This is a genomic window from Shewanella sediminis HAW-EB3, assembly GCF_000018025.1.
Classification (GTDB): Bacteria; Pseudomonadota; Gammaproteobacteria; order Enterobacterales; family Shewanellaceae; genus Shewanella; species Shewanella sediminis.
This window is the reverse complement of record NC_009831.1, coordinates 3,727,238-3,754,185: the sequence shown is the minus strand read 5'-3', so window position 1 is coordinate 3,754,185 and position 26,948 is coordinate 3,727,238. Positions and strand designations below refer to the sequence as shown.

Annotated in this window: 24 protein-coding genes and 1 tRNA gene; 4 read left to right on the top strand and 21 right to left on the bottom strand. The window is 44.3% G+C overall.

What is annotated here, in order from left to right; genetic code table 11:
- Nucleotides 1–109: 109 nt before the first annotated feature.
- Both SSED_RS16305 and SSED_RS16300 read right to left on the bottom strand, forming a co-directional pair.
- A complete protein-coding gene (locus tag SSED_RS16305; RefSeq protein WP_012143447.1) occupies nucleotides 110–3,202 on the bottom strand; it encodes an efflux RND transporter permease subunit in 3,093 nt (1,030 codons plus the stop codon).
- 3 nt (nucleotides 3,203–3,205) lie between these two features.
- Nucleotides 3,206–4,330, bottom strand: coding sequence for an efflux RND transporter periplasmic adaptor subunit (locus SSED_RS16300; RefSeq protein ID WP_012143446.1), 1,125 nt, complete (start codon nucleotides 4,328–4,330; stop codon nucleotides 3,206–3,208).
- A 145-nt stretch (nucleotides 4,331–4,475) separates the two neighbouring features.
- Here SSED_RS16300 and SSED_RS16295 point away from each other — a divergent pair, with 145 nt between their 5' ends.
- Nucleotides 4,476–5,108, top strand: coding sequence for a TetR/AcrR family transcriptional regulator (locus tag SSED_RS16295; RefSeq protein WP_012143445.1), 633 nt, complete (start codon nucleotides 4,476–4,478; stop codon nucleotides 5,106–5,108).
- A 155-nt stretch (nucleotides 5,109–5,263) separates the two neighbouring features.
- On the top strand, nucleotides 5,264–6,187 hold the full coding sequence (locus tag SSED_RS16290; protein WP_012143444.1) for a DUF6268 family outer membrane beta-barrel protein: 924 nt from the start codon (nucleotides 5,264–5,266) through the stop codon (nucleotides 6,185–6,187).
- A 136-nt stretch (nucleotides 6,188–6,323) separates the two neighbouring features.
- Here SSED_RS16290 and SSED_RS16285 read toward each other — a convergent pair whose 3' ends face one another.
- The 16 genes from SSED_RS16285 to SSED_RS16210 all read right to left on the bottom strand — a co-directional run bounded on the left by SSED_RS16285 (nucleotide 6,324) and on the right by SSED_RS16210 (nucleotide 23,667).
- Entirely contained in the window at nucleotides 6,324–6,899 is a 576-nt protein-coding gene (locus SSED_RS16285; RefSeq protein WP_012143443.1) for a chalcone isomerase family protein, read from the bottom strand.
- Between the two features lie 217 nt (nucleotides 6,900–7,116).
- Nucleotides 7,117–7,596 (bottom strand): DUF2947 domain-containing protein, encoded by a 480-nt coding sequence (locus SSED_RS16280; protein WP_012143442.1) that lies wholly within the window; start codon nucleotides 7,594–7,596, stop codon nucleotides 7,117–7,119.
- Between the two features lie 107 nt (nucleotides 7,597–7,703).
- Complete coding sequence (locus tag SSED_RS16275) at nucleotides 7,704–10,229, bottom strand: 6-hydroxymethylpterin diphosphokinase MptE-like protein (protein WP_012143441.1); 2,526 nt, start codon at nucleotides 10,227–10,229, stop codon at nucleotides 7,704–7,706.
- 148 nt (nucleotides 10,230–10,377) lie between these two features.
- The gene (locus SSED_RS16270) at nucleotides 10,378–10,929 is read right to left on the bottom strand and encodes an acyltransferase (RefSeq protein WP_012143440.1); all 552 of its coding nucleotides are present in this window, start codon (nucleotides 10,927–10,929) and stop codon (nucleotides 10,378–10,380) included.
- A 3-nt stretch (nucleotides 10,930–10,932) separates the two neighbouring features.
- The gene (locus tag SSED_RS16265) at nucleotides 10,933–11,691 is read right to left on the bottom strand and encodes an oxidoreductase (RefSeq protein WP_012143439.1); all 759 of its coding nucleotides are present in this window, start codon (nucleotides 11,689–11,691) and stop codon (nucleotides 10,933–10,935) included.
- Complete coding sequence (locus SSED_RS16260) at nucleotides 11,685–12,386, bottom strand: acylneuraminate cytidylyltransferase family protein (RefSeq protein ID WP_012143438.1); 702 nt, start codon at nucleotides 12,384–12,386, stop codon at nucleotides 11,685–11,687. The genes SSED_RS16265 and SSED_RS16260 overlap by 7 nt, the downstream gene beginning before the upstream one ends.
- Complete coding sequence (locus SSED_RS16255) at nucleotides 12,383–13,363, bottom strand: Gfo/Idh/MocA family protein (protein ID WP_012143437.1); 981 nt, start codon at nucleotides 13,361–13,363, stop codon at nucleotides 12,383–12,385. Before SSED_RS16255 ends, SSED_RS16260 begins: the two co-directional genes overlap by 4 nt.
- Nucleotides 13,360–14,418 carry a nucleotidyltransferase family protein gene (locus tag SSED_RS16250; protein ID WP_012143436.1) on the bottom strand — a complete coding sequence of 353 codons (1,059 nt, stop codon included), beginning with the start codon at nucleotides 14,416–14,418 and terminating at the stop codon, nucleotides 13,360–13,362. The genes SSED_RS16255 and SSED_RS16250 overlap by 4 nt, the downstream gene beginning before the upstream one ends.
- Before the next feature lies 1 nt (nucleotide 14,419).
- Complete coding sequence (locus SSED_RS16245; protein ID WP_150104353.1) at nucleotides 14,420–15,058, bottom strand: acetyltransferase; 639 nt, start codon at nucleotides 15,056–15,058, stop codon at nucleotides 14,420–14,422.
- Nucleotides 15,051–16,124 (bottom strand): N-acetylneuraminate synthase, encoded by a 1,074-nt coding sequence (gene neuB / locus SSED_RS16240; RefSeq protein WP_012143434.1) that lies wholly within the window; start codon nucleotides 16,122–16,124, stop codon nucleotides 15,051–15,053. Before neuB ends, SSED_RS16245 begins: the two co-directional genes overlap by 8 nt.
- A gap of 1 nt (nucleotide 16,125) precedes the next feature.
- Entirely contained in the window at nucleotides 16,126–17,289 is a 1,164-nt protein-coding gene (neuC, locus tag SSED_RS16235; RefSeq protein WP_012143433.1) for a UDP-N-acetylglucosamine 2-epimerase, read from the bottom strand.
- Entirely contained in the window at nucleotides 17,282–18,439 is a 1,158-nt protein-coding gene (locus SSED_RS16230; RefSeq protein WP_012143432.1) for a LegC family aminotransferase, read from the bottom strand. The genes neuC and SSED_RS16230 overlap by 8 nt, the downstream gene beginning before the upstream one ends.
- 30 nt (nucleotides 18,440–18,469) lie before the next feature.
- The gene (locus tag SSED_RS16225; protein WP_041421741.1) at nucleotides 18,470–19,660 is read right to left on the bottom strand and encodes a UDP-N-acetylglucosamine 4,6-dehydratase; all 1,191 of its coding nucleotides are present in this window, start codon (nucleotides 19,658–19,660) and stop codon (nucleotides 18,470–18,472) included.
- Between the two features lie 460 nt (nucleotides 19,661–20,120).
- Nucleotides 20,121–20,196: transfer RNA gene (locus SSED_RS16220), tRNA-Arg, on the bottom strand.
- Nucleotides 20,197–20,386: 190 nt separating this feature from the next.
- Nucleotides 20,387–21,553 carry a flagellar assembly protein FlgT gene (locus SSED_RS16215; protein ID WP_012143430.1) on the bottom strand — a complete coding sequence of 389 codons (1,167 nt, stop codon included), beginning with the start codon at nucleotides 21,551–21,553 and terminating at the stop codon, nucleotides 20,387–20,389.
- Nucleotides 21,554–21,882: 329 nt separating this feature from the next.
- Nucleotides 21,883–23,667 (bottom strand): GSCFA domain-containing protein, encoded by a 1,785-nt coding sequence (locus SSED_RS16210; RefSeq protein ID WP_012143429.1) that lies wholly within the window; start codon nucleotides 23,665–23,667, stop codon nucleotides 21,883–21,885.
- 356 nt (nucleotides 23,668–24,023) lie between these two features.
- On the opposite strand from SSED_RS16210, the gene SSED_RS16205 reads away from it, so the two are divergent.
- A complete protein-coding gene (locus SSED_RS16205) occupies nucleotides 24,024–24,650 on the top strand; it encodes a FlgO family outer membrane protein (protein WP_012143428.1) in 627 nt (208 codons plus the stop codon).
- On the top strand, nucleotides 24,647–25,093 hold the full coding sequence (locus SSED_RS16200; protein ID WP_012143427.1) for an LPP20 family lipoprotein: 447 nt from the start codon (nucleotides 24,647–24,649) through the stop codon (nucleotides 25,091–25,093). Before SSED_RS16205 ends, SSED_RS16200 begins: the two co-directional genes overlap by 4 nt.
- Nucleotides 25,094–25,362: 269 nt before the next feature.
- Here SSED_RS16200 and SSED_RS16195 read toward each other — a convergent pair whose 3' ends face one another.
- From SSED_RS16195 to flgA, 3 genes are all read right to left on the bottom strand, one after another.
- Nucleotides 25,363–25,788 (bottom strand): flagella synthesis protein FlgN, encoded by a 426-nt coding sequence (locus SSED_RS16195; protein WP_012143426.1) that lies wholly within the window; start codon nucleotides 25,786–25,788, stop codon nucleotides 25,363–25,365.
- A gap of 7 nt (nucleotides 25,789–25,795) precedes the next feature.
- Nucleotides 25,796–26,131, bottom strand: a complete 336-nt coding sequence (gene flgM / locus SSED_RS16190; protein WP_012143425.1) for a flagellar biosynthesis anti-sigma factor FlgM — start codon at nucleotides 26,129–26,131, stop codon at nucleotides 25,796–25,798.
- 105 nt (nucleotides 26,132–26,236) lie between these two features.
- Nucleotides 26,237–26,944, bottom strand: coding sequence for a flagellar basal body P-ring formation chaperone FlgA (gene flgA, locus SSED_RS16185; RefSeq protein WP_041421740.1), 708 nt, complete (start codon nucleotides 26,942–26,944; stop codon nucleotides 26,237–26,239).
- Nucleotides 26,945–26,948 lie beyond the last annotated feature (4 nt).

The following is a 26,948-nucleotide window of genomic DNA, read 5'->3' as shown; positions in this document are numbered from 1 at the left end:
TAACTGGCACGTACGTACGCACTATATGTGCAGAACTATATGCACAGAACCATGAATATAAGAATGTGAGTGATGAAGCCCCCGAGCGAGCTTCATCACAGGTGTAAAGCTAGACCTCTATCTTAGCTTCTGTGCCCAATTGGGAAGGTGTTAACCGCTGTTTCTTTGCCGGTTTCATAATGAGTTGATACATGGTCGGCACCCAAACCAGCGAGAGCAATGTCGTCAGTAGTGTCCCGCCCGCAATGGCGATGGCAAAGGGGGGCCAAAAACCACCGCCGGCAATGATAAGGGGCAGGAAGCCACCAATTGTCGTGATAGTCGTGGAACCAATATGTCTGCCACAGCCGGAAACGACGCTGACAATTGATTCTATCTTGCCTGATCTCGCATCGGGCAGCTCTTCGAGTTCTGCCAGGATAACAATCGCCGCATTGATGGCCAGACCCATAAGTCCGAGCAGGCCGATGATCACGGTGAAACCAAATGGATAGCCAAAGGTATATACCGCCAACAGGCCAAGCCCCGCCGATTGAAGGGCACTGAAGAGAATGATGGCCGTTAATCTAAAGGAGTTAAAGGAGAGAACAACGGTGGCCAGCAGTAAGGTCACGACTAATACGACATTTGAAAGCAGGTTGCCCACGGCTTCGTTTCGTTTCGCACTCTCGCCACCCACCTCAATATGATAACCGGCGGGAAGCACCAGTTGATCTATGTTAACTTTGGCATCGTCGAGCACCTGTTGAGGCAGGACTCCACTGACCAGGTAAGCTTCGATGGTATTGACTCTGTGACCATCTCTGCGGGGGATTGCGCCGCGGCTGACTTCGATTCGGTTAGTGGACAGGGCTGAAAGGGGGATCTCAGAGCCCGAAGGCGAGACGAGATTGATTTCCGACAGTTTAGTTTGCTGCTCCCGCGTGCTGTCATGTAGTCGAACCCTGACTGGCAGAGATTCTGTCTGCTCCAGTATACTCCCGCCTTTAATGCCTGTGGTGGCCATCTGGATTTGGTTGGCTATCTCAGTTAAATTGAGTCCACTCATTAAGCTGGCATCTTCATTGATCTGGAACCACACCTTAGGTGCGCCGGCACTTAAGGTCGCTCGAGTATGAATAACATCGGCGGTATTGGATAAAATGCGTCTGACTTCATCTCCGATGAGCCTGAGTTGGTCTAAATTCGGGCCAAATACTCTCAACTCAACAGGCGCGTTGAAAGGGGGACCCTGTTCTAATTTTCTTACCAATATCTGCGCCTCGGGAAAAGCGAGATCCAGACTCTGTTGAAGCCGTGGAATTAATCGGTTTGCGGTATCAAAGTCTGTAACTTTAACCATAGCTTGGGCATAGTTACTGGCGCCTTGCTGTCGCTGTAACAGGTTGTAATAAAAAGAGGGGGTGTTACCACCTACGACCCAATCGATACGCTCGACTCCCGCTGTTTTTCGTAGCTGCTTATCAATCTCTTCAACGCGGCCTCGTGTGCTTTCTATACTCGCGTGCGGGGAGAGGTAAACCTCTATCTGGAACATGTCGCGATCCGATGGCGGAAAGAACTGTTCTGTCATCTGACCCGCAGCGATAAAACCTAAGATGGGGAAGATGCCGATTATGAGACCGGATAACAGCGGACGTTTCAGCGCGGTTCTTAAACTTAATTTAAACAGTTTGCTTACGAAGGGGAGGCGGATACCCGCCTGATACCATTGTTGCTGTTCACCTTCGACACCAAAGCGCCCGGCGAGGCCGGCAATCAAGGTGTGTGAAATAAGGTATGAACCCACCAAGGCGAACATCACAGAGATAGCGATTCCACCGACAAACTCACCGGCCGCCCCCGGCATCAATACGATAGGTGCGAAGGCGAGCATGGTGGTGATGGTCGAGCCCGCTAACGGTAACCAGAGGTGATGCAGCGTCTTACTCACCGCATCTAACCTTGTCATCCCCTGTTGTCTGCGCTGTGAAATGGCATCGACGATAACAATCGCATTATCGACCATGATACCGAGCGCCACCACTAAGCCAGTGACTGACATTTGATGGATTGGCAGACCGATATATTTCATGCAGGCGAGGGTAAAGAGGGCCGTGAGAGGCAGAGAAAGGGAGACGATTACCGCATTACGTAACCCCAGAGTCAGCATCAAGACAACTAATATGATGATGAAACCTAAGAGTAAGCTACCCACCAGATCGCCCAGACGCTCGCTGGTATAACTTTCTTGATCGAACAGCCATTGAATTTCGATGTTGGCCGGAATACTTGTTTGCAGTGCCTCAACTTCATCTCTGACCTTAGCTAACCAGAGATCGACGCGCGTGTTATTGAGCATGCGGGCCGCAACCATCACGCCTTGATCTTGCTCGATTAGGGCTATGGTACTTGCCGGGGTTTTGGCTTGCCTTGAGATGGTGGCAATATCCCCTAAGCGGATGATCTGTCCCTGTTCATCAATTTTAAGCGGGACTTGACGCACCCGGGATACCGAGTCTAACTCGCCGGATACTTCGATTAAGGCTCTGAAACTATTGTTATTGATTTCGCCGGCAGAGACTTTAGTGTCGGCATTGCCAAGAATTTGTGCCACTGCGGCCGGAGATAGCTTCAGGCGGTTAACTTTGTCTCCATCTAACTGGACTAAAATTTCTTCGGTAGGGGCGCCATAGAGTTTCACGAAATTGGTGCCGCTAAGCAGTCTTAATCTGCTCTGTAGCTCTTTAGCGTAGCGGTTAAGCATATCGGTGCGAGCTTCTCCGCCACCTTTCCACACGAGTCCCAGAATGGCAGTATTAGCATAGCCGACCTGATCGTCCAATATGGCGTTCTGAGCCGGCTGGGGTAACAAAGGTTTTGAGTCGGCAACGAGATCTCTCGCTCTTGACCAGACGGGATCGGTATCGATGACACTGTCCTTTAACTCGAGCTGTATCACAGATATTCCGGGGCGTGAGGTCGATTGCACCAGCTTGAGCTCTTCGAGCCGTCTCAGTTGATTTTCCAATACCTCGGTCACTAAGGCTTCGACGCGTTCGGCCGATGCGCCCGGATAGTGAGTGATCACTGATGAGAACCGATTGGTGATATCAGGATCTTCCATTCTCGGCAGGCTGGATATTGCGCCTAATCCGGCGACAATGAGTAGTGCAATGACTAAGCTTGCCAGACGTCCGTTTTCTACAAGTGCCTTTATCATTATCTACCTCGATGCCACAGTGGTGTTGCGCTTTACTTTTTGTCCCACAACAAGTTTATGCAGTCCCTGACTGATAAACTCTTCTCCACTTTTCACCGCCCCCCGAATATAAGCCTCATCATTTTTTGTATAGATAATTTCAACATCTCTGCGTTCTATGCTGAAACTCTCAGGTTTTTGTGCCGCTTCACCGGCTGTGATGACATACAGGTTCCACAGTCCCCTGATACCATCGGTCAGCGATGAGATCGGCACCCAATATCCTTCCTGTTCAATCTCATTCTCATAGGCCAGGTAGGTCAGCTCGCCATTAATGACACTCGCATCTTGAGGTAACGTTAGCCTTAATGGCACGGTGCGAGTGATAGGGTTAACTTCGGCTCCAATCCCCGCAATTTGAGCCGTGTAGTGGGTATCTGCGACCCTGAGTGAGATATCCTGTGCAGCCTTCAGGCTTTGAGCGACCTTAATCGGGACACCGACAAATGCTTGCGGATTGTTATTTTCAATGAGGGTAAATACCGGGGTGCCCAGTGCGATCACTTCACCTAAGTTGTTATTCCTTTTGCTTATCACGCCGCTAAATGGCGCAAGCAGTGACGATTTTTCGATTCTCAATGTATTGGCATAAATGGATGCCTTGAGTCTTTTTTGGGCCGCAAGCAAACTGGCCAGCTGGCCTTTGAGTTCATCGAGTTGTTGCTCAGAGGTGTAACCTTGCTGCTTTAATTTAAGGCTTCGGTTCAGTGTGTTAGTGGCCAGGTTAAGGTCGGCACTATTTTGTGACAAACTTGCGTCCAACTCCTGCTTCTCGGCTTCTAATAAGCGGGTATCCAGTTGGGCTAACAGCTGCCCCTCTTTTACCTGATCGCCGCTATCGACGGCAAGTCGCCTGATTTTTCCCGAAAGCTCGAATCCAATCCCCGTGGTGTTACCCGCTCGAATCGTACCCGTGAACTCTTGGGTATGCAGATATGAGGTTGAAGGAGTTAAGGTCATAGTTGTTACTGATTGCAACTCCGGCTGTGTTGCATGAGCAGTAACTTCCGCTTCGCATGCGCTGAGAAAGCTAACAAGCAAGAGACCTGTTAAGCCCTTTTTCCTGGAGTTGGTTCTGAAAATACTCATCCTGATACGCATTCCCTGGTTAATCATAAGTAACGAAATTGTTAAACTAGACTGCCTAGTCTATTTAGGGAGAACTAGACTGTCCAGTCTAGTTTGTGTTTAAATGTGTCTAAGTTATAGGTGTTATGTTACCAAGGGGTGAATGATGACCGCCGAACTCTCCTGTTTAAACTTGAGTCGTAGTGAACAAAAAAGGGCGCAGATCCTCGAGGCTGCGATAGAGCTATTTTGCGGGCATGGTTTTCCCAATACCAGTATGGATGAGGTTGCCAGAAAGGCCGGCGTCTCGAAGCAAACCGTGTATTCGCACTTCGGTTGTAAAGATGGCCTTTTCATTGCTTCTATCAAGTCTAAATGTGTTGTCAGCCAGTTAACCGATGAGCTGTTTGGTGATGCCAGTGAACCGGAAAGAACACTGACTAATTTTGGTGAATACTTCGGCAATATGATTGTGAGTCCTGAGGCGATAACCGTGTTTACTGCTTGTGTTGCACAAGCCGAAACACATCCTGAAATTTCTGCGCTGTTTTTCGATGCCGGTCCACAGCATCTGCTCGATATGTTATCTGGTTATCTGGAAGAGGTGGGTAAGCAGGGTTTATACCGTTTCGACAAGCCTCGTGATTGTGCGGTCCGACTCTGTTTGATGATGTTTGGTGAGATGCGAATGAAGCTGGAGCTGGGACTTCCTATTGACGATTTAATTGAAGGACGCTCTGGTTACACTCAAGAGTGTGTGGCAATGTTTTTAAGGGCTTATAGGGTTGCTAACTTTTAACCGAGGAAAATAGAAAGACTGATCGTGATTTTTCAGTCTAGTCTTAAACTTGATATCTCTTGAGCTCAAAGAAGTTACTCAGCCATAGGTCGTTAGAACGATGGGCATAAAACAATAAACAATAAACAATAAACAATAAAGCTTAAGGAGTAAGCATGGGAAACAGGTTTGATTTACGCGCGCCTTCATTACTACTTACTCTTCTTTTATCTCTGCTCTACTCGTTTCAAGCTTTCGCTGATAGACCAAAAGGTCATTATCCTTTCAGTATTAGCGCATCAAGGATAGGTACTGCCGAAGCCGATGTTGGTGGTGGACCGCAGTCACTTCAAAGGGAGTCATGGCTATTCGATGCCAAAGCAAACTATTCTGTGAACCGCCAATGGTCGTTAGGCGTTAACTTAGGTTATGCAGATCTGGACTATGACTGGGGGAACAGAGGTTCTACACTATTCGATGGTAACCTCAGCAGCTGGCAAAAGGTCCAACGATACAGTGCCGGGCTCTCTGTGAGTTACCGTCCTGATAAACATTGGATGTTTCTGTTGGCACCAAAGTTACAATATGCCTCTGCCGATACAGCGCCTGTCAGTGATGCAGCCAGTTATGGTGTGGTCGCATCCGCGATGTACCGATTTGATAATGGTAACTTATTGGGAGTAGGTGTGGCTTATCTGAATGATATTTCTGAGGTCAGAACCGTGCCATACCTTGCAGTTAATTGGCGGATAAATGAATCGTGGCGGTTAGGCAATCCATTTTCCGCTGGTTTTACAGGTCCTGCTGGTTTAGAGCTGAGTTATCGATTGAATCCAAGTATCGACTTTGGCTTGGGCAGTTCGAAGCGTACGCAACGATTCTTGGTTGAAGATGATGATGTTACCGTTGAAATCGATGAGTGGGTAAGCTTTCTTCGGGTAGGCTGGAAGCTTAATCGTTCGTTATCTTTCAATGCTTATGCTGGGTACTACTTCAATGGAGAGCTGGAGCTAAGCGAAGCACCAATGGATAGCGGGGAGCGTACAGAAGAGATTGATAATCAAACTGCGCTGGCGCTGGCGGTTGAATATAAGTTCTAAGAGTGTTTCAGAACCCGATGAAACAAAAAAGGTGTTGGTAAACCAACACCTTTATACTTCAGCCTGAAACAACTCATGCCAAATATTTTCAATACAAATATTTGGAGCAAGTGTTATTGGTAATTAAAGCCGGTGACTAAATTCCCAACATGGCTTTCTTCAGACTACTTTGAGCCGGGCTGAATCCGAGCCAGATCTTTAGCAACGCCACCCTGAATGCTTCGCCTCCTATAGTTGCCTGTGCTTCCCCATTCTTATAGGCGGTTACTCCCAAAGTCTTATCGGTCGCGAGAGTAAATTGATCACCCTCTTTAATCTCATCGCTGAACAGTGCCATGAAGGCGTCTATTTCAGTCTGAATTTCGGCCGTGTTGCCATCGGTCGCATCCTCGAAACCATCATTGATTGCATCACGCATTTTATCGCTGGTGATCATACCTGAGGTGATGTTTAACCGAACCGCTGAAGTCGGAGCATCGAGAATAGTGGTGATATTATCAGTCCTTGTTGGCAGGTACAGACTACCGACATAGAGATCGATAAAGAACTTACTGCGCACACCGGCACCATTAAGCTGAAGCTGCGTCGATTCGATCGCAATATGTTCGGCAACGTCAACACCCGATATCTCTTTGGCACTGGCTGAGCCGGTAAGTAACAGGCTGCCTGCTAGCAATAAGCTTGTGGATACTAAGCTTGTGAGGGACTTCATAAAACCTCTTATTTTATTATTCTTGATAGAATGCTGAGGAGCTAGGAGCTAGGAGCTAGGAGCTAGGAGCTAGGAGCTAGGAGCTAGGAGCTAGGAGCTAGGAGCCACGAGCTCCATCATTCCGGCGATCTTGTTGGCCGGAATCCAGATTTCATGCTAGTGAGCTTGTGAACGCAATGGTAACCCTTAGATTAGGTCCTGCGCTGCTGGCGTTGAACTAGCCTCGTTGGCCTAACTGATATTGACCATCTTGATGAATGAAAGCGGCCTGCTTCTGCTTTGGTGAGATAAGCAATGGACCGTCATCGAAGAAGAGGAAGCATTTCCAGTTTCGAACGAATACATCCCATCGAGTCTCGATCACCTGATACTTCTCGTAACAAAAATAGACAGTTGAATCGTCTTTCCAGTCAAAGAACTCGGCAAACATCTCTGGAAGCGCAGGATCTTCGCTATCCCAGGCTGACTGCCAATCATCGGGCTCGCCCCACACATCACCTTTAGCTGGCCAGTCACCTTTAGAAAACTGCTCAGAGTGGTTGCTACGATTGCTTACCCACTTCTTCCATACTTCCATCGAACCCATCTGATCCAGTGGTTTTATCTGAGCCTTATCTTCATCGGTCACAGGCAGATCTTTATGGTTAAAAATCCATTTACGTTTGTATTGCTCTAAAGGGATATAAGTATGTGACAAGCGGGGTCTCCGGGAATAACTTGGAAGCAGCGGTTGAAAATGCCGATTAATTATTAATGAATCGGCATTATACTGTTTAGCGGTGGCTTAGGGAAATAGATGTCAGTTTATGTGTCTTGACTCGCGTTAAGAGCAGTCTCGATACGGGACAGATAACTCAGCGCGACCTGATTATCAGGATCGGATTGAATAACATGACTAAAGGCATCGATAGCGGCTTGTATCTGGTCAATATCGAACATGAAGCTACCGAACTTAAGCCAAGTAGTGACATCAGAGGGGTACTTTTCAAGGTAGTCTAAATAGAGATTTATTGACTCTTGTAGTCTACCTTGTAACTTTAAAACATGAGCATGTTGTGGCATATATTCATCACTATAATCAGATATACGAGACATTGCTTTTTCAGCGATGTCTAACTCACCTAACTTTAGCGCTAATGTTGTGATTTTTTTTAACTCTATTTCAGATTGAAGTGCCTCATCTAATGCTAATAACACTTCTAGAGCTTGGCTCTCTTTTTTCTCAATTAATAATTGATGGGAATATGATAAATGGAAAAGTCGCTTAGCTTCATCGTCATTGTCGGCAAGTTTTTTTAGGTTAGTCGCCATCTTTACAAGACCTGTATGATCTTCATCTCTGATAAGTACGATAATTTTTTCAAATACATTTTCCATCGATGCAGTATCTTTAACTGTATCGATATACTTCTGGGGTACGATAGCCAGCTGTTCTAAATACTCATTTTTAACCGCTATTAACTGCTGTTTATATTCTTTTAGCAGCTCAGGCTGTTTTGATAATTTTTCATTTGATTCCCAATCTGGGTGAGTTTTAAGCCAGATGTTAACACGGCCATGTTGCTCTTCTTCTCGCCAAAACTCTACGAGTTTGATCAACTTTGCATCAGGGGATAGCTCATCAAGCCTATGGTCTAATCGAGTGCGGGTGTCGTCGACGAGTTCTAAAAGTTGTTTAGCTATCGATTTGAAGGCTTGATAGTAATCATGGGACATCTGGTGCAAATGTTCAGCATCCCAGTCATCCGTTTTCTTTGTCGTTAAAAAGTCTGAAAACTCGGAAAAACCATAGGTTTTGATCAATCGGGCGACGCCAGCGTATTTTTGGTTGAACTTTTTATCTATGGCCTCAATTCTTTTTGTATTTTTTTTTGTTTTATTTGTTGGTGATTTTGGCTCTTTTAACTGTTTGTTTAAATCTTGGGCTTCATCCGAGAGATGTATGATGTCATTTAATGTATCGTAGAATCTGCTGAACTCTTTTTGAGACAATAGATTATCTTGTTTCCTGTCTTCAATGCTTAAATCGGGAATTGATTCTAGTAATTGTGTGGCCGAGCAAGCATTTGAAGAAAGCTGGATTTGGTCAACATTTTGATGAGTAATACCTTTAATCTTGGCAGCATTGAGAGAAAGGTTCAGGAATTCTATTTCTGGATTGGCAGAAGCTTCTCCTGCTAAGGCATTCATGGCCAGTTTTAGTTGAACTACTGTTTCAGCTTTCTTACCTCCATAGGTCTCTATCCATTGCCCCATGATCCCTAGATTTGGACCTATTTTAGATTCCACTGAGCCTTGTGAGTGGGTGAAGCCCGTATCTGTGAAGCAGAGATCGACACCTGTTAATAAGATACGAGAAAATCCCATTTGGGTTGCTAAGTGTACAGAGGCATTGGTAACCGTAGGGCCCATGGTATCTATATTGTCAGTGTACTCTAACTGCCAAGGGTATTTGTAGTCCATAAATAGGTTTTTCCCTTGCCACTGACCTAGGAGCCTTGAATTCACATGGAATGAATTCACAAAAAGACTGGAGTCGGCGAGAGCCATCATGTCTCTATTCACTTCAAAACTAAAGTCATAGGGATCCACTGAGACGATGATGTGGGGAGGTATCCCTTCTTTTGCTAATTTACCAGCGATTCGAGATACAGCAATGATAAACAGGTTTTGATGATTATTCTTTATCCAGTCGATATTGTCATCGAGTGATGGTCCTCCTGCGACAACCAAGCAGGTTTTTCCATTAAATTTATTACTCAATAGTGATGCGGGTTGTACATTTTCAGAAATGTTCTTAAATTGTTGTTTATAATAAACTTTTTGAGATGAGTTTTGGTTTTGTTCTAAATCTTCAGCCTCTAGCATTTTAATTATTTGTCGGTTAAATATGCTGTATTCTGGGAGATGGCTTGAGGTTGCGGCCAAGCTTCTATGGTGTTTTACGTTATTTTTAAGTATGTAGATGCCATAGGCTACAGATGGAAAGTTATCTTGAAACTCTTCCAAACTATAAATGAATAATTTGTCTGATAGACTCTTAGGGATATCGATGTTTAGCAGTTCGAGCACTGCATCTAGCTCAACAAAGATAAAAATACTTCCTTTAGGCACTCCTTGCTCTAACAAGTAGTTAACTAATAGCCCTGAATCCATTCCAACGACGATATTTAGTGTATCCTCTTTGGCGAAGTCGTTTTTGAATTTTTTATCATATTGCGTTTTAGAATCAATAGTATCAAACATATGCCTATTGACACTCGGCAGATAATATTCATCAAACGGACTAATTGAAAAAGTATTTTGTATGTTGGATTCAGTTAATAGCATCAGTTCCTCATTAAACATTACTAGGGAAGGTAAATGTCAATTTAATGTCTAAAATAACGCATGCAGCGCTGCTCTTTCGCTATATAGCGGCTATTGTTATATTGCTTTAATCTTATAAGTAAAGTATTGATATTACGAGTAGTCTTGTTTAAATAACCGGTTGTCTTAGCTGCTTTATAATTTTCGCAGGTTGTCCTGCAACGACCGTGAAAGGAGGGACGTCTTTAGTTACCACTGAGCCCGCTCCAACAACACTGTTTTGGCCAATTGTAACACCTGGTAAAATGATGGCGTTGGCACCTAACCAGGCTCCTTTGCTGATTAGCACAGGCTGAATAGGTTTATGACCCTGTGAAAAAATCGGTTGTTCGGGATCGGTAAACTCATGATTAGCTGTATAGATATGAACTCCCGAACCGATTAAGACTAAGTCTTCGATGGTGATGTTGACAGATTTAGAACCATGGCCTGATCCAAAAAGCATAGTACCAGGTCTCAGGACTACTTCATTGCCTATGCTGATATGGTCACAGCAGATCGCATAGCTTCCCGGTCTCATAGCACTATTGTGACCAAATTTTGCAAATTTTTTCTTACACAACCAAGTACCGAGTCGCTTGGAGTGCAGCAGAAAGTGAGTCAGAGGTATATCTGGACCTATTCGTTTAACCTTGAGCCAATATCTAAGTTTCTGGATCATAATTTATACCGTAAACCCATCATCAATGATTATATTTTGCCCGGTGATATATTTCGCTTGCTCTGAAAGTAAAAAGATAACTGAACCCGTCATATCGTCTGGTGAGAGCATTCCATGACCATGAGTCTCATTTTTATATGCGGCGAGAAACTCCTCAGGCTGGTTATCTAAAATCCCGCCAGGGCTTATACTGTTGACTCTAAAACGGCTGTCTTTAACAAAAGCCGTCACATATTTGTTGAGGTGTAACAGAGCTGATTTTATGGCGGCATACTCGACAGGCATGGTCATAGGTGTGCCGTCATAGAGTGAAAACTTTGGTGCGACAACGCCATAAATGGATGAGATATTGACAACAGACATGGGTGCTTGCTGTTTAAGGAATTGTGTGGCGCATTGCTGCATAAACAGAAAAGAGGAGCCTAAGTGCAGCGAGACGTTTTCGTTAAAGCTGTCCAAGGATACTTCTAAGAATGAATTCCCATATTGTTTGTTTCTGGGGTATGTGCAATTCACAGCGCCATGAAGTTCAGTCTGTGTTGAAAAAAACGCTTTCATGGCTTGCTCATCTGTAGAGTCCAGCTCGATTAAAGTCAGTAATTCGCTCTTAATGTCCATTAACATTTCTAATTTATCCGACATCGCAGAAACTGAGATATCAGTCGCTATAACATTTGCACCTTTGGTAACAAGTGAAGAGGTTATTTGAGAACCGAGTAGTCCGCCTGCTCCAGTGATTAGAATCGTTTTACCTTTTAACATACCTGTCCTTTACTGCTTAAAATTGCTTCAGCCAGTTTAAAGTCGTATATATCATCAATATCAATAGCTCTATCTTTAGGTACTATTGTATGAGCCACCCGTCCAGCAAAAAGGCTAGTTTCCCTGAGAACATAGTTTGGGGTCGATACATAAACTACAGTTGTAATATCGTAGACTTCAGGTGCATCTTGCCGACGGTATATAGCACCACCGGCATCGGTATTGACGAGCTCAATATAGCCTGAACCAGTCTCTTTTATCATATTAAAGTATGGGCTACGGCTAGCCGGGGTTGTAGATATGCATATATCTGCTTTACTGTCATTTAGCTTAACTATAGCCGACTCCACGTCTTCGACACTTCTTAGGGGACTGGTTGCCGGCAAACTAATAAATTGGTCGAATTTACCATATTTTTCAGTGACCCAGGTTACAGCATGTTGCCATGCCAACCACTCTGGAGAGGTATCGTCTGCTAATTGGGCAGGTCTTGGGATAACCTCTGCTCCAGCCGCTAAACCTATACTGGCAATCTCATCATCATCAGTTGATATAAACACTTTATCTATATCGGCGACCTTGAGTGCTGTTTCGATTGAATAGAGAATGAGTGGTTTACCGAGTAACTTTCGGATGTTTTTCCTGGGAAGACCTTTAGAACCTCCACGAGCAAAGATAAATGCATATTGCTTCATTGAACGACTCCCCATACCGCTTCATGCTTAATTTGAGCGATAAGTTTTACAGTCTGGTTAGCGTCTTCCAAAGATAACGTTGAGTTTTTTCCACGCTGAATATTGGCAATAAACTCAGTCACCATATTTAAGTACATTTGGTTTTTGTCCCATTCAGGTTCCGAACATAGGATTTGTGTGCCTTCACTACAGTGATGAGTGATAGTATTCGCTAATAAGTCCCAATGTAGTCGGCCTTTTGAGCCAATAAATGTGCACTCTCTTTGGGGCTGCTTTTGGATGAAATCCATGTGGAGAGAACAAATGGTCCCTTTCTGGTTGGTCAATACAAGATCGGCAATCTCTTCAACTTCTAACTTCAGTTCCTTTGTACTTCTAAGTTGAGCATATTCGAGCTCTAAAGGGCCTAATAACCAGTGTAAGTAATCCAGCTCATGACTTAATTCGAGTAGAGCACCACCACCGAGTGATTCATTGGCTGAGACTGAATCTGCATAGTGTTTATTGGGTCGCCAATCGGGCAGATACTGCCCTACACTGGCCGTGAAGTTGTATATTTCTCCGATAAAATTTTGCGATAAAAGCTGTTTCATCTCAATTGCAGAGCTTAAATATCTTAAACAGTAACCCACCATGACTTGGGCCGAATACTCTTGAGTGAGCTCAAGCAAGCGTTGGGAACTTTGAGGTTCTGATGCGATTGGCTTTTCAATCAATACCGGGATACGACGCTTAATAAACTCACTGGCATGATGCTCATGGAATGGCGCTGGGGAGGCGACAATGACAAGTTCAGGTTTACTTTCTATGACCGACATAAGATTGGTAAGTAACACATCGGCAAATTCGATTTTTTCGCTTGGTCTCCTGCCACTGGCAGATAATGCGATAATCGTCGCTTCAGGATAAATAAGCTTAAGGTTTTGTCTATGGCGCTTAGCGATATTGCCCAGACCAATTACTGCAATTGTTTTCATCGTTCTAAACCAAAGGCGCAGATATCAACCTGGGCTTGTTTAAAGTCATCCATACGGCCAATATCGAGCCAGTATTCATGGAGTGGGAACATAAGAACTTCCCCCTTATCTGCTATTTTCTGTTCAAGAAGTGTTGGCATATCAATATAGGTGTTAGCGGAAACACTTTTTATAATATCTTGGTTGATAACATAAATCCCCGCATTGACAAAAAAGCGTTGTACAGGCTTTTCGACCATATCTGTGATGCGATTTCCACTACCACTGATCACGCCGTAGGGGATTTGATAGTCATATTCTCTGACACACATGGTGGCGTCGGCATCATTATCCTCATGGAATTTGAGTAAAAGTTGAAAATCCACTTTAGTTAAAATATCGCCGTTCATGACTATCGCGGGTAACTGGGGAATATCGGTTGGCAGTAGCCCTACCGCTCCACCTGTACCTAAGGGAGTCTCTTCATGAAGATAGGATATCTTCACGTTCCATTGGCTGCCATCGCCGAAATGCTCCTTTATCTGCTCAGGCATATAATGGGTAGAGATATAGAAATTTGAGAAGCCCGCTTGGATAAAGTTAAACAGCGCAATTTCCAGTATTGGCTTGTTTCCAACCTTGAGCATAGGCTTAGGGCACTTATCTGTAAGAGGTTTTAGGCGCGTACCAAAGCCTCCAGCCATGATAAGTACTGGGTTTGCATGATTAGTTTGTTGTTGGGCACTCTTTAAGGTTTCGAGTCCCACAAGAATATGGTCTTTAACGAGTGGGATAGATAATATACTGTGCTGTTGCATGAGTTGAAGCAGTTTCTTCTTAGACGTTGAAGGAGAAGCTGTTCTGGGGTTCCTGTTCATTACTTCAGTCACGAGTGCATCGAGTGACAGGTTATTGAGTAGACCGCGACGAATATCACCATCAGTGATAACACCTAAAAGGTGCTTGTCGTGATCGGTGACTAATGCGACTTGTAATGCTTGTGAGTTAATCAACTCCAGAGCATCACGGAGTGTCTTTTCTGGTGATATTGTCACTTTGCTCAATATTTGACTCATATTATGACCTTATCTCTATCTTGCTTCTGTAACCATAAGCGATGGAATTATCAGGCATATCTTTTGTAACCGTAGCGCCGGCAGCAACGACACTATGCTTGCCAATCGAAACACTTTGGATGACATTGGCGCCAGTCCCAATATGGACATGTGCACCCGTGTGAACCCCGCCACATATCGTCGCACCTGGCGCTATGTGGTTATGTATGCCGATATGGCAGTTGTGTTCGACGATTGCCCCCGAGTTGACAATGCTGTTGCTCCCAATCATTGCACCAGTTTGAATTATCGCGCCGGTTAACACTTGTGCTCCGGCGGCAATACTCGAATATGGAGATACTATTGCATCCCGGGAGATCACTGTCTCGAATTGGTAGCCGAGTTGACTAAAATAGTCAAAAATCTCATTGCGTAAATTTTGATTTGGTAATGAGCCTAAACCATTAACTAATTTAACCTCATCCGGAGAGAATTGTAAAATATCATCATCAGAATCAAAATGTTGAATGTTTTTGAAGAGTGGGCTGTTGCCTTTATCCGGGCTAATCGCTGCCAGTAAAGTGTATTCTTGCTGAAGTAAGATATCGGCGAGAACACTAGCGTGACCTCCTGAGCCGATCATGATTATCGGCTTAATCAAAAATCACCTCCCCGGCGGCGTAATCTCTACTCGCTTTAGTGTCGAGTCGTTGCCAATATTGATAAGGACTGGTGCCTGTGCCAGGCCTTTTTACCGCGAGATTATTGGTCGAGAAATTCTCGCCTTTTTGAATGGCTCGAGTCGTAACTAAGCTTTTTCTGACAACTTTAAGATTTTTTAATTCGGAAAGTTGTGGTGTCTTAATACCACTTCCCATAGCGAGTTCGACGGTGCGAATAGCTGCCACCATCTCCGTTAGCTCCTTTGGTTCTATGGAAGCCTTATGATCGGGGCCCGGCATCTCTTTGTCTAAGGTAAAATGCTTTTCAATGACACACGCGCCGCGAGCGGTTGCGGCGATGGGAATGGTGATCCCTTGACTGTGATCTGAATATCCGACATCAAGACAGAAAGCCGACGCTAAGGTGTCCATCGCCTTGAGGTTTATCTCATTAAATGGTGCGGGGTATTCGGTGGTGCAATGTAGTAACTTCAGCTTAGTTTTTAGTGCTTCTTGTCCCTCGACCGAGGCATAGGCGGTCTGAAAGGCCTCAATACCTGGCTTGGTATCGGGCGTCGCTGTTAAACCGAATGCGATAACCCCCAGTGCAGATTCGATGTCGGCTAAGGTTGACATGCCCGTGGATAAAATCAGATCGCAGCCTGTACGGGCATGCTCGAGAACAAAGGGGGCATTGGTGATCTCTCCCGATGCAATTTTCAATGTTTTAAGCTGAAGTTTGTTTACTAGAAAGCTCAAACTTTCAGAGTCAAATGCCGTAGATAAAAACTGGATTCCAAGTTTTTGACAGTGATCTATCAGGCGTCGATGGGCTTCATAGCTTAGCTCTAAACGGCTCAACATCGAAAGCTGAGATTCGACTTTGTTTGTATTTGTAACCTGATAATCGGCTTGCTCAGCGGTTGCGGTGACTAAGTTTTTTGCTTTAAAAGTTTGAAACTTTACGATGTCGGCCCCAGCCTTATAGGCTGCATCGATCAGGGCAATCGCAATCTCTTCACTGCCATTGTGATTAACACCGGCTTCGGCAATAACTAAAGTCATACTAGTTTTCAACCTTAATATCGTAAAATGATTTTATCGGCTTACGGCTCATTTCTGTGAGAATTTTTATAATGGCTTGACTGGCCTTGCCCTGGCCATAGGGGTTAGAGACCGGGGTCTGTTGAAGCACCGGCAATTGATCAATTGCCTGGGTTATCGCCTCGGTTATAGAAGCGGTATCAGGCTGACAGTTGATCACACTATCGGCGGTAAGACGCCCCTGTTGCCGGCAACCAATATTGACTGTTGGCACATTAAATGAGGGGACTTCAATAATACCACTCGAAGAGTTGCCTATAACGGCTGTCGCATTGTTAACCGCACTTAAATACCTGACTTGTCCCAGAGAGGGAATGGCCAGCACTCTTCCCTGAGAGTTACCTGCATACTCTTCAAGCCTGGTAATAATGCCTCTGCCACCATTGTCTGCATTGGGGTAAGTGATAATGACCTGGTGAGAGCCAAACTGGTTCAGACTCGTCAATAATGCATTAAATGTGTCTTCAGCGGGTTCATCATCGAGTGTGACAGGATGATAAGTGACTAAAAAATAGGGAGCCGTTAAATCAAAACCTAATGACTCAGATAACTCCTTTTTTGTCATGAGCTTACTACGATGAATATGATCCAGACCTATAGCGCCCACATGGTGAACTCTGTCAGGGGATTCACCCATCTGGATCACACGTTGCCGATATGTCTCGGTAGATGTGCAATGAACCAGACTCAGTTTCGTTATTGCATGTCTAATCGCATCATCATAGGCGCCCTCGGTAATTTCACCACCGTGGATATGCAATATCGCAATGCCCATAATGGTTGCCGTTTGTGCCATTGAGAGCGCTTCAAACCGATCACCCAAAATGACGAGTACATCGGGTCTTAGTCTATCGAGTGCCTCTGCATACCCAATGACCCCTAAGCCCATACTCTTGGCTGTGCCAATTGCCGAATTAGAGGAGAGTAACATTTCAATTTTTTCATCAATATGAAATCCATCTTTCTCTATCTTTTCAAACGTATTACCAAACTCAGGTGACAGGTGACTACCCGAAACGATAAGTTGAAGAGTCAGCTCCTCAGCGGCCTGAATGTCAGAGATTAGCCAATACAGTAATCCGTAGTCAGCTCGGGTTCCTGTGAACACAGCTATTTTTCTAGGCATGGGTTAATCCTATTGTCGCTGGAGAGCTAGGTAGATTGATAAGACGAGATTCGATTAATTCAGAGTTTGTTAACGAGCCGCGCACCGCATCTTTAAACATAGGGAGGCGATGCATGAGCTGCCACACTGGTCGTGTCATCACACCATTATCATTTGTCGACTTAAGTAGTCTGTCACGACTCTGTGTATCGGGACAAATGACCGCATTAAGCCAATAGTTAGACTTGGCATAACTAGGCTCATGAACAAACTGCAGCTCGCTATTGCTAAAGAAAGTCTGATAGTGCTTTGCCAGTGCTCGCTTCTGTTCGATAAACAGGGGAAGGCTTTCCATCTGAGCACAGCCAAGTGCAGCATTCAGGTTTGGCATTCGGTAGTTAAAACCTGGTTCATCATGGTAAAATTCAAAAGGGTGGGGCACCTTAGCGGTCGTTGTTATATGCTTGGCTCGCTCGCCACTGCTTTGACTATTTGCAAGTAACATCCCGCCACCACCTGTGGTGATAATTTTGTTGCCGTTGAAACTCAGTGCAGCGAAATCTCCCACCGTGCCCGTATGCTTTCCTTTATAGAATGACCCTAGGCTTTCGGCTGCATCTTCGATTAAAACCAGATTCCATCGATGGCAAATGACGGCTAATTCATCCAGCTCCACTGGATGACCGAAAGTATGCATAGGCAGCAGGGCTCTAATAATTTGCCCCGTCTCCTTGTGGGTACACAAGCCATGCTCATCGATAACCCCATATTCTTCCAGATACGCTTGAACGGCGTGGGGAGATAAGCCTAAACTTGTTTTTGCAATGTCGACAAAAATTGGGGCTGCGCCCATGTGGTATAAGGTATTACAGGTAGCCACAAAAGTGAGGGCTTGAGTGATAACCAGATCCCCACTTGTTACCCCTGCCATGTACAAGGCGGTATGCAAGGCGCTGGAGCCACTGGAAGTGGCAACCGCTTTAGGTGAACCGGTAAAAGATTCAATCTTGTGTTCGAAATCGATGACAAACTTGCCAACACTCGACACAAAGGTACTGGCTATTGTCTCCGCGACATACGCCTGTTCATTGCCTGGGAATGTCGGGGCATGCAGAGGAATAAACTCATTGGTTTGATAGGTTTCTCGAATAAACTCTATTAATGATTTCATTATTCTGGAGACCTCTGAGGTGCCGTTAACTTACATTTTTTCATCGAGAGACTTCCCGGTTTCTTTATGGCCGAACTCAGGCAACATTTGATGAAAAAGCTCAACTAACTGCTTCTTGCTCCATGATTTGTAGGACTTCATCGATTGAATCGTTTTTTCAAACAGTTCGATCAACCCTGGATCGTATTCAAGATCATTTTTAATAATCCCCAGTTCTGCATATCGGGTCATATCGAGGGTTTCATTGTCGGTATAAAACTCCTCAATATTTTTCTCTCCGCTGGTATCACTGACAGTGAAGTAGCATGGCCACAGACCCTTAGCGGGTAGGGTGGATACCAGTTGCCTGGCCTCCTCTTCGCTACTGCAAATATAAGCTTCATAGCCTCGAGCTAAAAGATACCTTTTAGCTATGTCAGCAAAGGATATAAGGTGTTGAGATTCATCAAGCTTAGGAAAGAAGATATCTCTATTCTCGCCAAAAATACAGGACATTAAACAGAGCTCACCGGACTCTTTTGGTGTGACAAAATAACGCTTAATGTCAGTTGGCGCGACTATGGGTTGATGTTTCAAGATGCGCTGATTAAAACTGTGTAGCAAAGAGCCATCAGAGAATGCCACATTGGCGAAACGTGCGGTGGATATAGTAATATTTTGACTACGACGCATCAGGAACATCTCCATGATACGTTTAGATGCCCCCATCATATTGACCGGATTTGCGGCCTTGTCGGTGGAGACACAAAAATACTTCTTAACGCCACTGTCTATCGACTGTTCTATGGTCTTGTCTGTATTGAAAATATTAACATTGATCATACGCATCAAGGTGAAGGGATCTTTCTCGCTTCTTACATGTTTCAGCGCTGAAAGATTCAGTACGTAATCATACAGGCCATCTTGATTTATAAACGCGTCATATTCTATAGAGTCTATATCAAGGGCAAAGGTTTGAAAGTCACCTTGGATATACCCAAAAGAGCTGCGTATATCTCTAACTAGTTCAGTTAAATTATTTTCACTAATATCGACCACGTGAAGCTTCAACGGGGAACGCTTAAAGATCTCTTTAACGACGGCCTGACCAATTGAGCCGGCACCACCCAGAACCAGAAAACGCGACCGACATACTTCGCCGGCCAACAGGCTTTCATGTTGGCTAATGTCTGATGAAAAAAGTGCTTTCTCTCTTCCAATCAATTTCAGGGTGTCAGTCATTGGGCTACCAGTTGGTCTCATCTATTAAATTTATCCATCTTGTCGGTTATCACAATCGAACATAGTGATATCTAAAGTCTATATTATTTTCACTGAAAATATTTTTAATATGCTGAGAATTAATGCAAAAAATGAACCAAATCAATTACTGAGCTTAAATGATTATAAAATCCATCTTCTTGAGAGGGGTTTTTAAAAAATGTAGTGAATTCAATAAGAGATATCGATTGGATCGTTAGCGTATCAGATCGTGAAAAGGCTATTTTAAGCCATGTTAAATCGATTTTAGTCAGGAGTGGGTAATCTTACTGGCAGGAAATTGGCACTTAAGTGTTTTGAAAGCAGGGATAAAGTGGGTTTAAAGTTCGATGAGCTGAGCCTGTTGAGAATGTAGGTAATAAAGTAGCCATACGTATCTGCGTTGAATATTTATTGAATTGCATAAGAAAAAGGCTTCTTATGGTCTCCCCACAGGGACTCGAACCCCGATCGATCGCTTAGGAGGCGACTGCTCTATCCTGTTGAGCTATAGGGAGACGGAAGTGATTATACTGGTTTTATTCCAGATGAAAAGAGGGATGAAAAGGCTTTAAATTTAGTTGCTTGTTTCTTATTCAAATATACAGATAAATAATCTGATCGCGAGTGCACACATTTACTACTTCTGCTTACCAGCTTTACTCGCTGGTTATAGTTAGTGTGGCTGCACCCGCGAGCATCTTTTGGTTACATCTTTATCGCAATATCATTTATTTGTACATTGAAGGAGGCTTTCTGTCCGACTAATACGGCGGTGGCGGTATCTTCGGTGACCTGATCAATTTCTACCGTCGCGCGGCTCTTTCCGGCAACTGCTCTCATCTTATCGAATCGGTCGGGGAAGTTTTGTTGCAGGATAAGCTGGAATGAATCACCTACATGTATTCCGTGGCGTCGTCCCAGGTTTATGATCAGCCTGTCATGTTGTTTGGCGACGACCTGTCCCAGAATAGGGCGACAGCTTAAGCTGGTATCGATATCTTCGATGGCCTGAGCTAACACCTTGTCGATGGTTTTTCCGTAGGTCGATTGCCAAAATCTTTGGTGATTAGAGGGAACGGTTTCCTGACGGTCGAACTCCCAGGGGGCGGAGGTATTGTAGCTCTCACTCCAGATCTTCTCACCACTGATCCCATGATAGAGTGAAAGACGAATTTGAAACTGGCGGTTCGGGTCGCTGCTCCACAACCCAAGCATATGACTCTCTGCGGGATCGGTTGAAATATCGATGATTTCGGGCAGTAACACATATTGACTGTCTGTTATCTCACTCAGCCAGCTGGGCAGACGGTATCCCCGAATGTCGACTAATGCCTGCTCTATGTCTAAGCGTTCGTTGGCATGAATATGGGGAAAGCTGGTTTGAGAACTCTGAGTTAGTGCGTCTCCAATTCGTTGAGATAGTGCCTTTTCAAAAAATCCGATATTACCGTAGCGTAGCTGCGTTCTGTCTTTAATGAGTGACTGCGGGACTAATATGGCTGCCTTAAGAGATTGACTGTCACACTGCATCTCATTGGTGCCGGAGGAAATGATATCAACTCTGACCATGACGGTGAGCTTATCGTCTTCTATCAGTTCATTGACTAACTCAACTTTAGCCGCTTCCGATTGGTTTTGAATTGAAAAGCTATCTTCCACAAGCTGACCATTTTTGACCTGTTTAGTGCTGGTGAAGTTGGCACCACTGTTAAGAGTGGCATAGGTTAGAGCCTGATGAATTGCATCCTCCCGAGCTTTGGGGACATTACCGTTGACTATATTCGCTTCGCCTTTTACTACGACCCAGGCGCCGAATGCGAGCTGAGAGTACAGGGATACTAAGGTGAGAAGGAGCAAGGAAATTCGTTTCATCTATTGGTCCACTTCTTTGTTGTCGATATCGGTAGTTGACTATGGTTATCTGACTATTGCTATCTAACTATGGTTATCTAACCGGGAATCGACATAAAAATGACAGTTCAACCGCCGTCACTTAACTATTATCTACATTAACCAATATCAAGCAATATCTATGCCTTATCTTGATGAGGCAGCGGCTAAAGGACGTGAGGGTGAAGCTGTATGTCTCAATGTTTTTGAAATAGTGCTGAAAGTTTCTGAATTATTTCGATTAACCTAAGTTCAATATTGATTGAACTTAGGAAAAACGCTTTGATGACTTTGGTATAAGTTAATCGGTATTAGTTAATTGAAGTTGGTTGATTGACTAGCGGCATGAGTTTTTCTGCGAGCCAGGAGTAGTACTTCTCATTTCCATGTATCCAATCATGATTACCATCATCGTATATTATGTCAGAGATATAACTTTGCGGATCTGAAATCTCTTTATCGAAGGTCGTGGCAGCATTAAAAAATCTGATACCAAATTCATTCCAGATATACTCCATGGCATCAAAGTAGGAATAGATGATGTTAGACATCGATTTCGACTCTTCAAAGTACTGACTGAAAGGGGGATCGGAAACAACAATCACGTTGTGACCTTGATTGTGAAGCTTAAGTAGTATTGAGAGTTGCTCAGTTAGATCTTCATTGAAGTAATCGACAAACTCCTGTGTTGAGACTTCCGATTTTCCTTCCGGGTAGGTCATGTTCAGCCAAGTCGCAAACCTGGAAATGTTCTGATGAGTCTGCATTCCTAGGTTAGTAATAATGGTCGAGTTAGTGGGAGCTTCACTGTGTTCGTGACCGGATAAATTAGCGAAGATCACCGACCATAACTTTCTCGATGCCGCATTTTCCAGCGGTACAAAGTATTCGGTATCGCATAGTGCAAACTTCTTTTGAGAGAAGCCTGAACCATTCATTACCATGCCACCACAATGTCGAACATCCATGTCTATAAGCGACTTAGAAAGCTTAGCCATATGGCTATCACCAAACAGGGTGAGGTCTGACAGGGGCTGCTCTATTGGGTTATCTTGTAGCTTACTTGCGGCTTCGAGCATCTCTTCATCGCAGACGACTTCATCATTATCCGATGAGATCACCTCAATCTTTTGCTGTGGATCTTGAGCCAGAGTCGACTCAGTTTGTGCCCCCAGGACTGAGCCGAAATGGCGCATCACATAGTTAACGGCTTTGGGGGTAACAGATCTTAGGTTACTCTCAAATCTGAAATCTCCAGCGCAGGGGACGGTAATGATCTCGTAAGAGGGGAAGTAATGGAAATCAGTTCTATTATCACACATGAAGCCGGCGACTGTTCGAAGAATGGATTTTGAATGCTGGTTAGCGACCATGATATGTTTACCTGTGGCCGTTGCAGTTAATGGTACGGGGGAGACGGTTAAAATTATTTTTATACCAGGATTAATTGTCTTTAGACGGGTCGATATTTTTTCAAGGTCGGTGCGGATCTCTTCATAGCTAAAGTTATGGAAACTGTAGCGGGAGTCGTCGAAGACACCGGATATGATGCCGGGACAGCTCGGGTAAAAAACATTGCTGCAATCTTTCCACGCCTCGGTTAAACCTAGTGTAAAAATTAGTACATCTGTGACGGCTATTGTTTCGAGCATCTCAGTAGCAGCAGCTATTCTGGCTGCAACGAGATCGGCTTGGGAGTTGAAACCGTCAGGGTTAAAGTTGGGTCTTAACAGGTCATAATATTTATCAGCGTCGGAGTAGATTGCACAGCTTTTATCAAAACCTGACTCTGTTTCAGCAATATCAAACCATTGTAGAAGACATCTTGGTGTGTATAGATTACCGAAAGCAAAGCTGGATACCTGATTGGTTTCAATTTTGCTCTGATTAAATGAGTAACCTCCCGCATTTAGCCACTTGCCCACATGCTGTGCGAAACAAGAACCGATGGATGAAATTCTCGGGTTGTCGATGCCTAAATCGATTTGATGCAATTGGGTGAATGTCTCTTGGCCAAGCTTAATGCTCGCAACGCCAGTGCGCCAAAAAAAAGTTTCGCCTTTATCACTGTAGGGGGTAGAGCCAGATCTCTTCATAATACAATCTCTCCGTATCTTTCAAATAGATGTCAGGGGGATTAGGTGCTGACCTTGGTTGGCATACCACCGACGTTTAACTGACAGTTTATTTACATTTTAAATGATAAAGCAATATGCATGCCTGCGAGAAAAAAAAGATAACCAAGTTAAAGTTACGCTTAATCAAGCCGATGAACATGCTAATACTCTATTGAATAAATAACCGTGGTGGCTGGGGCATAGCAGCCTCACCTTTGGCGTGATATTTGCTTCATTTTGTATAAGCTTCTATGAGAGAGTATTCATTTCGGGCTCGCTAGTTTTACTCTTTGCGATCTCATAGCATTTTTATTGGTTAAGTTTAGGATGTTGCTATGCGTATAGTTCTACTTCTATCATCTGTTTTATTGCTTAGCGCTTGTGCTCAGAGTGGAAGCTCAGATATGGAACCGCTTGCCAGCGGCAATCAGTTGCCGCAGAGTTCGGCAATTAATCATATGTCTCAACAGATAGTGAATGAGTTGGTAAGACAAAATGATGAACTGAGATCAAATCAGCCACTCCTTGTCGCTACACCAGTGTTATTGGAAGATCTTAAGCGGACAAATGCTATAGGTCTACAGCTTCAGCAAGGCTTTATCTCTGCGCTGCATGATAATCAATTTAGCCTGGTCGATATCAATGTCGGTGATAATATCAGGGTCACACCTGAAGGGGATTTCTTACTGACCCGGGATTGGAAGCAATTGCCCTCGGGTATCGCCGTCGAGCACGTTCTTGTATCAACCATGAGCCCCAATACTTTGGGCGTCGTAGTTAACTCAAGAATTGTCAACGTCACGAATAATCGTGTTGTCTCAGCATCTCAGGGGAGCTTCTCCGTCAAGGACCTTCCCGGGTATCTGAAGTACTCTGAAAAGGTGGTCTCACAAGAGGGGCTGTTATATCGAGATAGCAGTGTTGGTGTGCAAGAGGTTCAAGTGAAAGGTGATACAAAATGAAGATTTGGCTGATGTTAATTCTAGTGCTCATCACGGGCTGTTCATCTAAAGACAGGTATATCGAGTGGGAAACCCAGCCGCCGGAGAGTTTTCCTAAGTTGACTGCAATAGGGTATGCACCTTTAGATACTCAACCGGCAGACGCCCAATCACAAAAAGTATTAATGGCGATGCAAGCCTCAAAAATCGCCGCTTACAGGGAGTTAGCCGAGCAGGTATATGGTCAGCAGCTCTCAGCTTCGAGTAGGGTCAATGATTGGATGCTGACCGATGACAGTATTCAGGCATCGGTTACTGGGGTGATACGAGGTGCTAAGGTGGTAAAAAGCTATCCTGCCGGTGACCACTATGTGACTGAGCTTGAGTTAGACTTCGCTCAGGTATGGGCGCTTTATCAACAGCAAAACAGACCGCAGAAGATAAAAGAGATCACCTATTTTTAAATTAGCTACGCTACGGGCTACGGTACGGGCACGAGCTTCCTATCTCCGTCATCCCCGCAATGTCTTTGAGCGGGCAATTTATTCTTAAAAGAACTAAGCAAAAAGAACGAAGCTAAAGCTTCGGGCTCCTGCCTGCTCAGGAGTGACGACTATAGCTTCGAGATGAGCTACGAGTTAGGAACGACTATCTAGGGAACGATTTAAGGGGAGGGGGCTTTGCTTTGGGCTCGCGGAGATTTCTTAGCTTTATCTTTAGCTCGCCGCTGCTTTTACGCTTTTAAGTTATTACCTAATGTCGATATGGTTGAGGTCTTACCTTTACCGTTATAGGTAAGGCTGGATGCATTTCTGCTAACTTGAAGGGCCTGTGACAGGCGGTTGATACTGGCGATATTCAGTTCGATTAAACTGGTGTTTTCAATGTTCAATTGTTGGCATTCAGCAAGCAGTTCCTTGGCGGAATTTACTTTTGCAGATAATACGCTATCACTGATCAGCAATGATTTTTCTGGATGAGTGGATAGGTTCACATCATTAGCTTTGAGATCATCGAGTAACTTAGCTTTGGCCGTGGCCAATGAGAGTAAAAGGTCTGCACTCTGTTCGATGAGCGCACTTTTCTCTTGTGTTATCGTTACTTTCAGCTCTTCTAGCAGCTTATGCTGCAGCTCGATGATGTTAGTTATCTGACTCATAGATATATTAATTGAGATCCTTTAGTTCATTTTCGAACTGAGCAATATTGGTTGCGAGTTTTTCAGGATCGATTTTATAACGTCCTTCCGCAATGGCGAGTTTTATCTCTTGAACTTTTTTCTGATCAACTTCAGGAATACCGGCAAGCTTTGCCTGAGTGCTCTGTAGCTGCTGAGCCTGAGAAGTGATGGAGACTGAATCACTCTTAGGTGGTGTGCTCGTTGAAGTAGCCGCAGTGCTCTGACTCGCCTGACTACCACTTTTGGCAACATCGGCATTAGCTTTGGCTTTACCCACGTGAGTGTGTGTTGACGTATTTACTTGTTTAATATCAATAGCCATCTTAGGCTCCAACAATAAAAAAATGGAAGAACATACACGTATATCGGCAGTGTTCACCAGAGCTTTAGTTTTTTATATTATATCTTGAGGTAGCTTAAGTTTAGGCTACATCCTAACTTCAACCTCTCCAACACCTGTGACTTTAGCATCTAGGCTTTTGTTGGAATAACTGTTCTTAATGCGAATTCTATCACCTAAATTGCCATCACGCAGTGCTTCTCCCACTGTTTTTATTTCGAAATTCTTTGAACGGGCAAAAATCGAGACCGTATCACCTTTGCAGACAAAACAGAGGTTGTTGATAAAGATGGGTTGGTTGGGAGGGATCCTCCTCTTGACGCGTGTACCAACCACATCCTCAATTTTATCGAACTGTTGCCCTCTTAAGCTCGTTTGCTCTACATATTGAATCGCGACATCACCACTGGATATCAGATCATCGGGTCCCAGGGTCTCCCGGGAAACGACTACCGGATAGAGCACATCGACTCGAACGGATAGAAATATTTGCCAGGGATACTGAAGTTGTGGACTGTTACAGCTTATCTTTACCGTATTATTTCGTTTGATAGCTCTGTTGCTTGCCAGTTCTGCTTTAACGGGTGGCAGGCATAGAGGCGGCTTCAATCGGGAGTCCAAGCTTTGGGGCGTAATGTTGACTTTTGCGTGCTCTGCAACGTTAATTTTTTCTTCGATAACTGCTATAGCTAAGTTCGAAATGGTCGATAGAGAAGGAACACTTGCTTCTTGTGAGCTAAAAGCATGTGTTGATTGGAATAAAATGATTAAATAGACCACATATTTTACTTTCATAATG

Excerpts from the sequence above, each read along its gene's own strand:
- SSED_RS16290 (WP_012143444.1), top strand. The coding sequence starts at position 5,264 with ATGGGAAACAGGTTTGATTTACGCGCGCCTTCATTACTACTTACTCTT.
- SSED_RS16300 (WP_012143446.1), bottom strand. The coding sequence starts at position 4,330 with ATGAGTATTTTCAGAACCAACTCCAGGAAAAAGGGCTTAACAGGTCTC.
- SSED_RS16195 (WP_012143426.1), bottom strand. The coding sequence starts at position 25,788 with ATGAGTCAGATAACTAACATCATCGAGCTGCAGCATAAGCTGCTAGAA.
- flgA (WP_041421740.1), bottom strand. The coding sequence starts at position 26,944 with ATGAAAGTAAAATATGTGGTCTATTTAATCATTTTATTCCAATCAACA.
- flgM (WP_012143425.1), bottom strand. The coding sequence starts at position 26,131 with ATGGCTATTGATATTAAACAAGTAAATACGTCAACACACACTCACGTG.
- SSED_RS16205 (WP_012143428.1), top strand. The coding sequence starts at position 24,024 with ATGCGTATAGTTCTACTTCTATCATCTGTTTTATTGCTTAGCGCTTGT.
- SSED_RS16295 (WP_012143445.1), top strand. The coding sequence starts at position 4,476 with ATGACCGCCGAACTCTCCTGTTTAAACTTGAGTCGTAGTGAACAAAAA.
- SSED_RS16265 (WP_012143439.1), bottom strand. The coding sequence starts at position 11,691 with ATGTTAAAAGGTAAAACGATTCTAATCACTGGAGCAGGCGGACTACTC.
- SSED_RS16285 (WP_012143443.1), bottom strand. The coding sequence starts at position 6,899 with ATGAAGTCCCTCACAAGCTTAGTATCCACAAGCTTATTGCTAGCAGGC.
- neuC (WP_012143433.1), bottom strand. The coding sequence starts at position 17,289 with ATGCCTAGAAAAATAGCTGTGTTCACAGGAACCCGAGCTGACTACGGA.
- neuB (WP_012143434.1), bottom strand. The coding sequence starts at position 16,124 with ATGACTTTAGTTATTGCCGAAGCCGGTGTTAATCACAATGGCAGTGAA.
- SSED_RS16275 (WP_012143441.1), bottom strand. The coding sequence starts at position 10,229 with ATGCTATTAACTGAATCCAACATACAAAATACTTTTTCAATTAGTCCG.
- SSED_RS16230 (WP_012143432.1), bottom strand. The coding sequence starts at position 18,439 with ATGAAATCATTAATAGAGTTTATTCGAGAAACCTATCAAACCAATGAG.
- SSED_RS16200 (WP_012143427.1), top strand. The coding sequence starts at position 24,647 with ATGAAGATTTGGCTGATGTTAATTCTAGTGCTCATCACGGGCTGTTCA.
- SSED_RS16225 (WP_041421741.1), bottom strand. The coding sequence starts at position 19,660 with ATGACTGACACCCTGAAATTGATTGGAAGAGAGAAAGCACTTTTTTCA.
- SSED_RS16255 (WP_012143437.1), bottom strand. The coding sequence starts at position 13,363 with ATGAAAACAATTGCAGTAATTGGTCTGGGCAATATCGCTAAGCGCCAT.
- SSED_RS16250 (WP_012143436.1), bottom strand. The coding sequence starts at position 14,418 with ATGAGTCAAATATTGAGCAAAGTGACAATATCACCAGAAAAGACACTC.
- SSED_RS16210 (WP_012143429.1), bottom strand. The coding sequence starts at position 23,667 with ATGAAGAGATCTGGCTCTACCCCCTACAGTGATAAAGGCGAAACTTTT.
- SSED_RS16270 (WP_012143440.1), bottom strand. The coding sequence starts at position 10,929 with ATGATCCAGAAACTTAGATATTGGCTCAAGGTTAAACGAATAGGTCCA.
- SSED_RS16305 (WP_012143447.1), bottom strand. The coding sequence starts at position 3,202 with ATGATAAAGGCACTTGTAGAAAACGGACGTCTGGCAAGCTTAGTCATT.
- SSED_RS16215 (WP_012143430.1), bottom strand. The coding sequence starts at position 21,553 with ATGAAACGAATTTCCTTGCTCCTTCTCACCTTAGTATCCCTGTACTCT.
- SSED_RS16260 (WP_012143438.1), bottom strand. The coding sequence starts at position 12,386 with ATGAAGCAATATGCATTTATCTTTGCTCGTGGAGGTTCTAAAGGTCTT.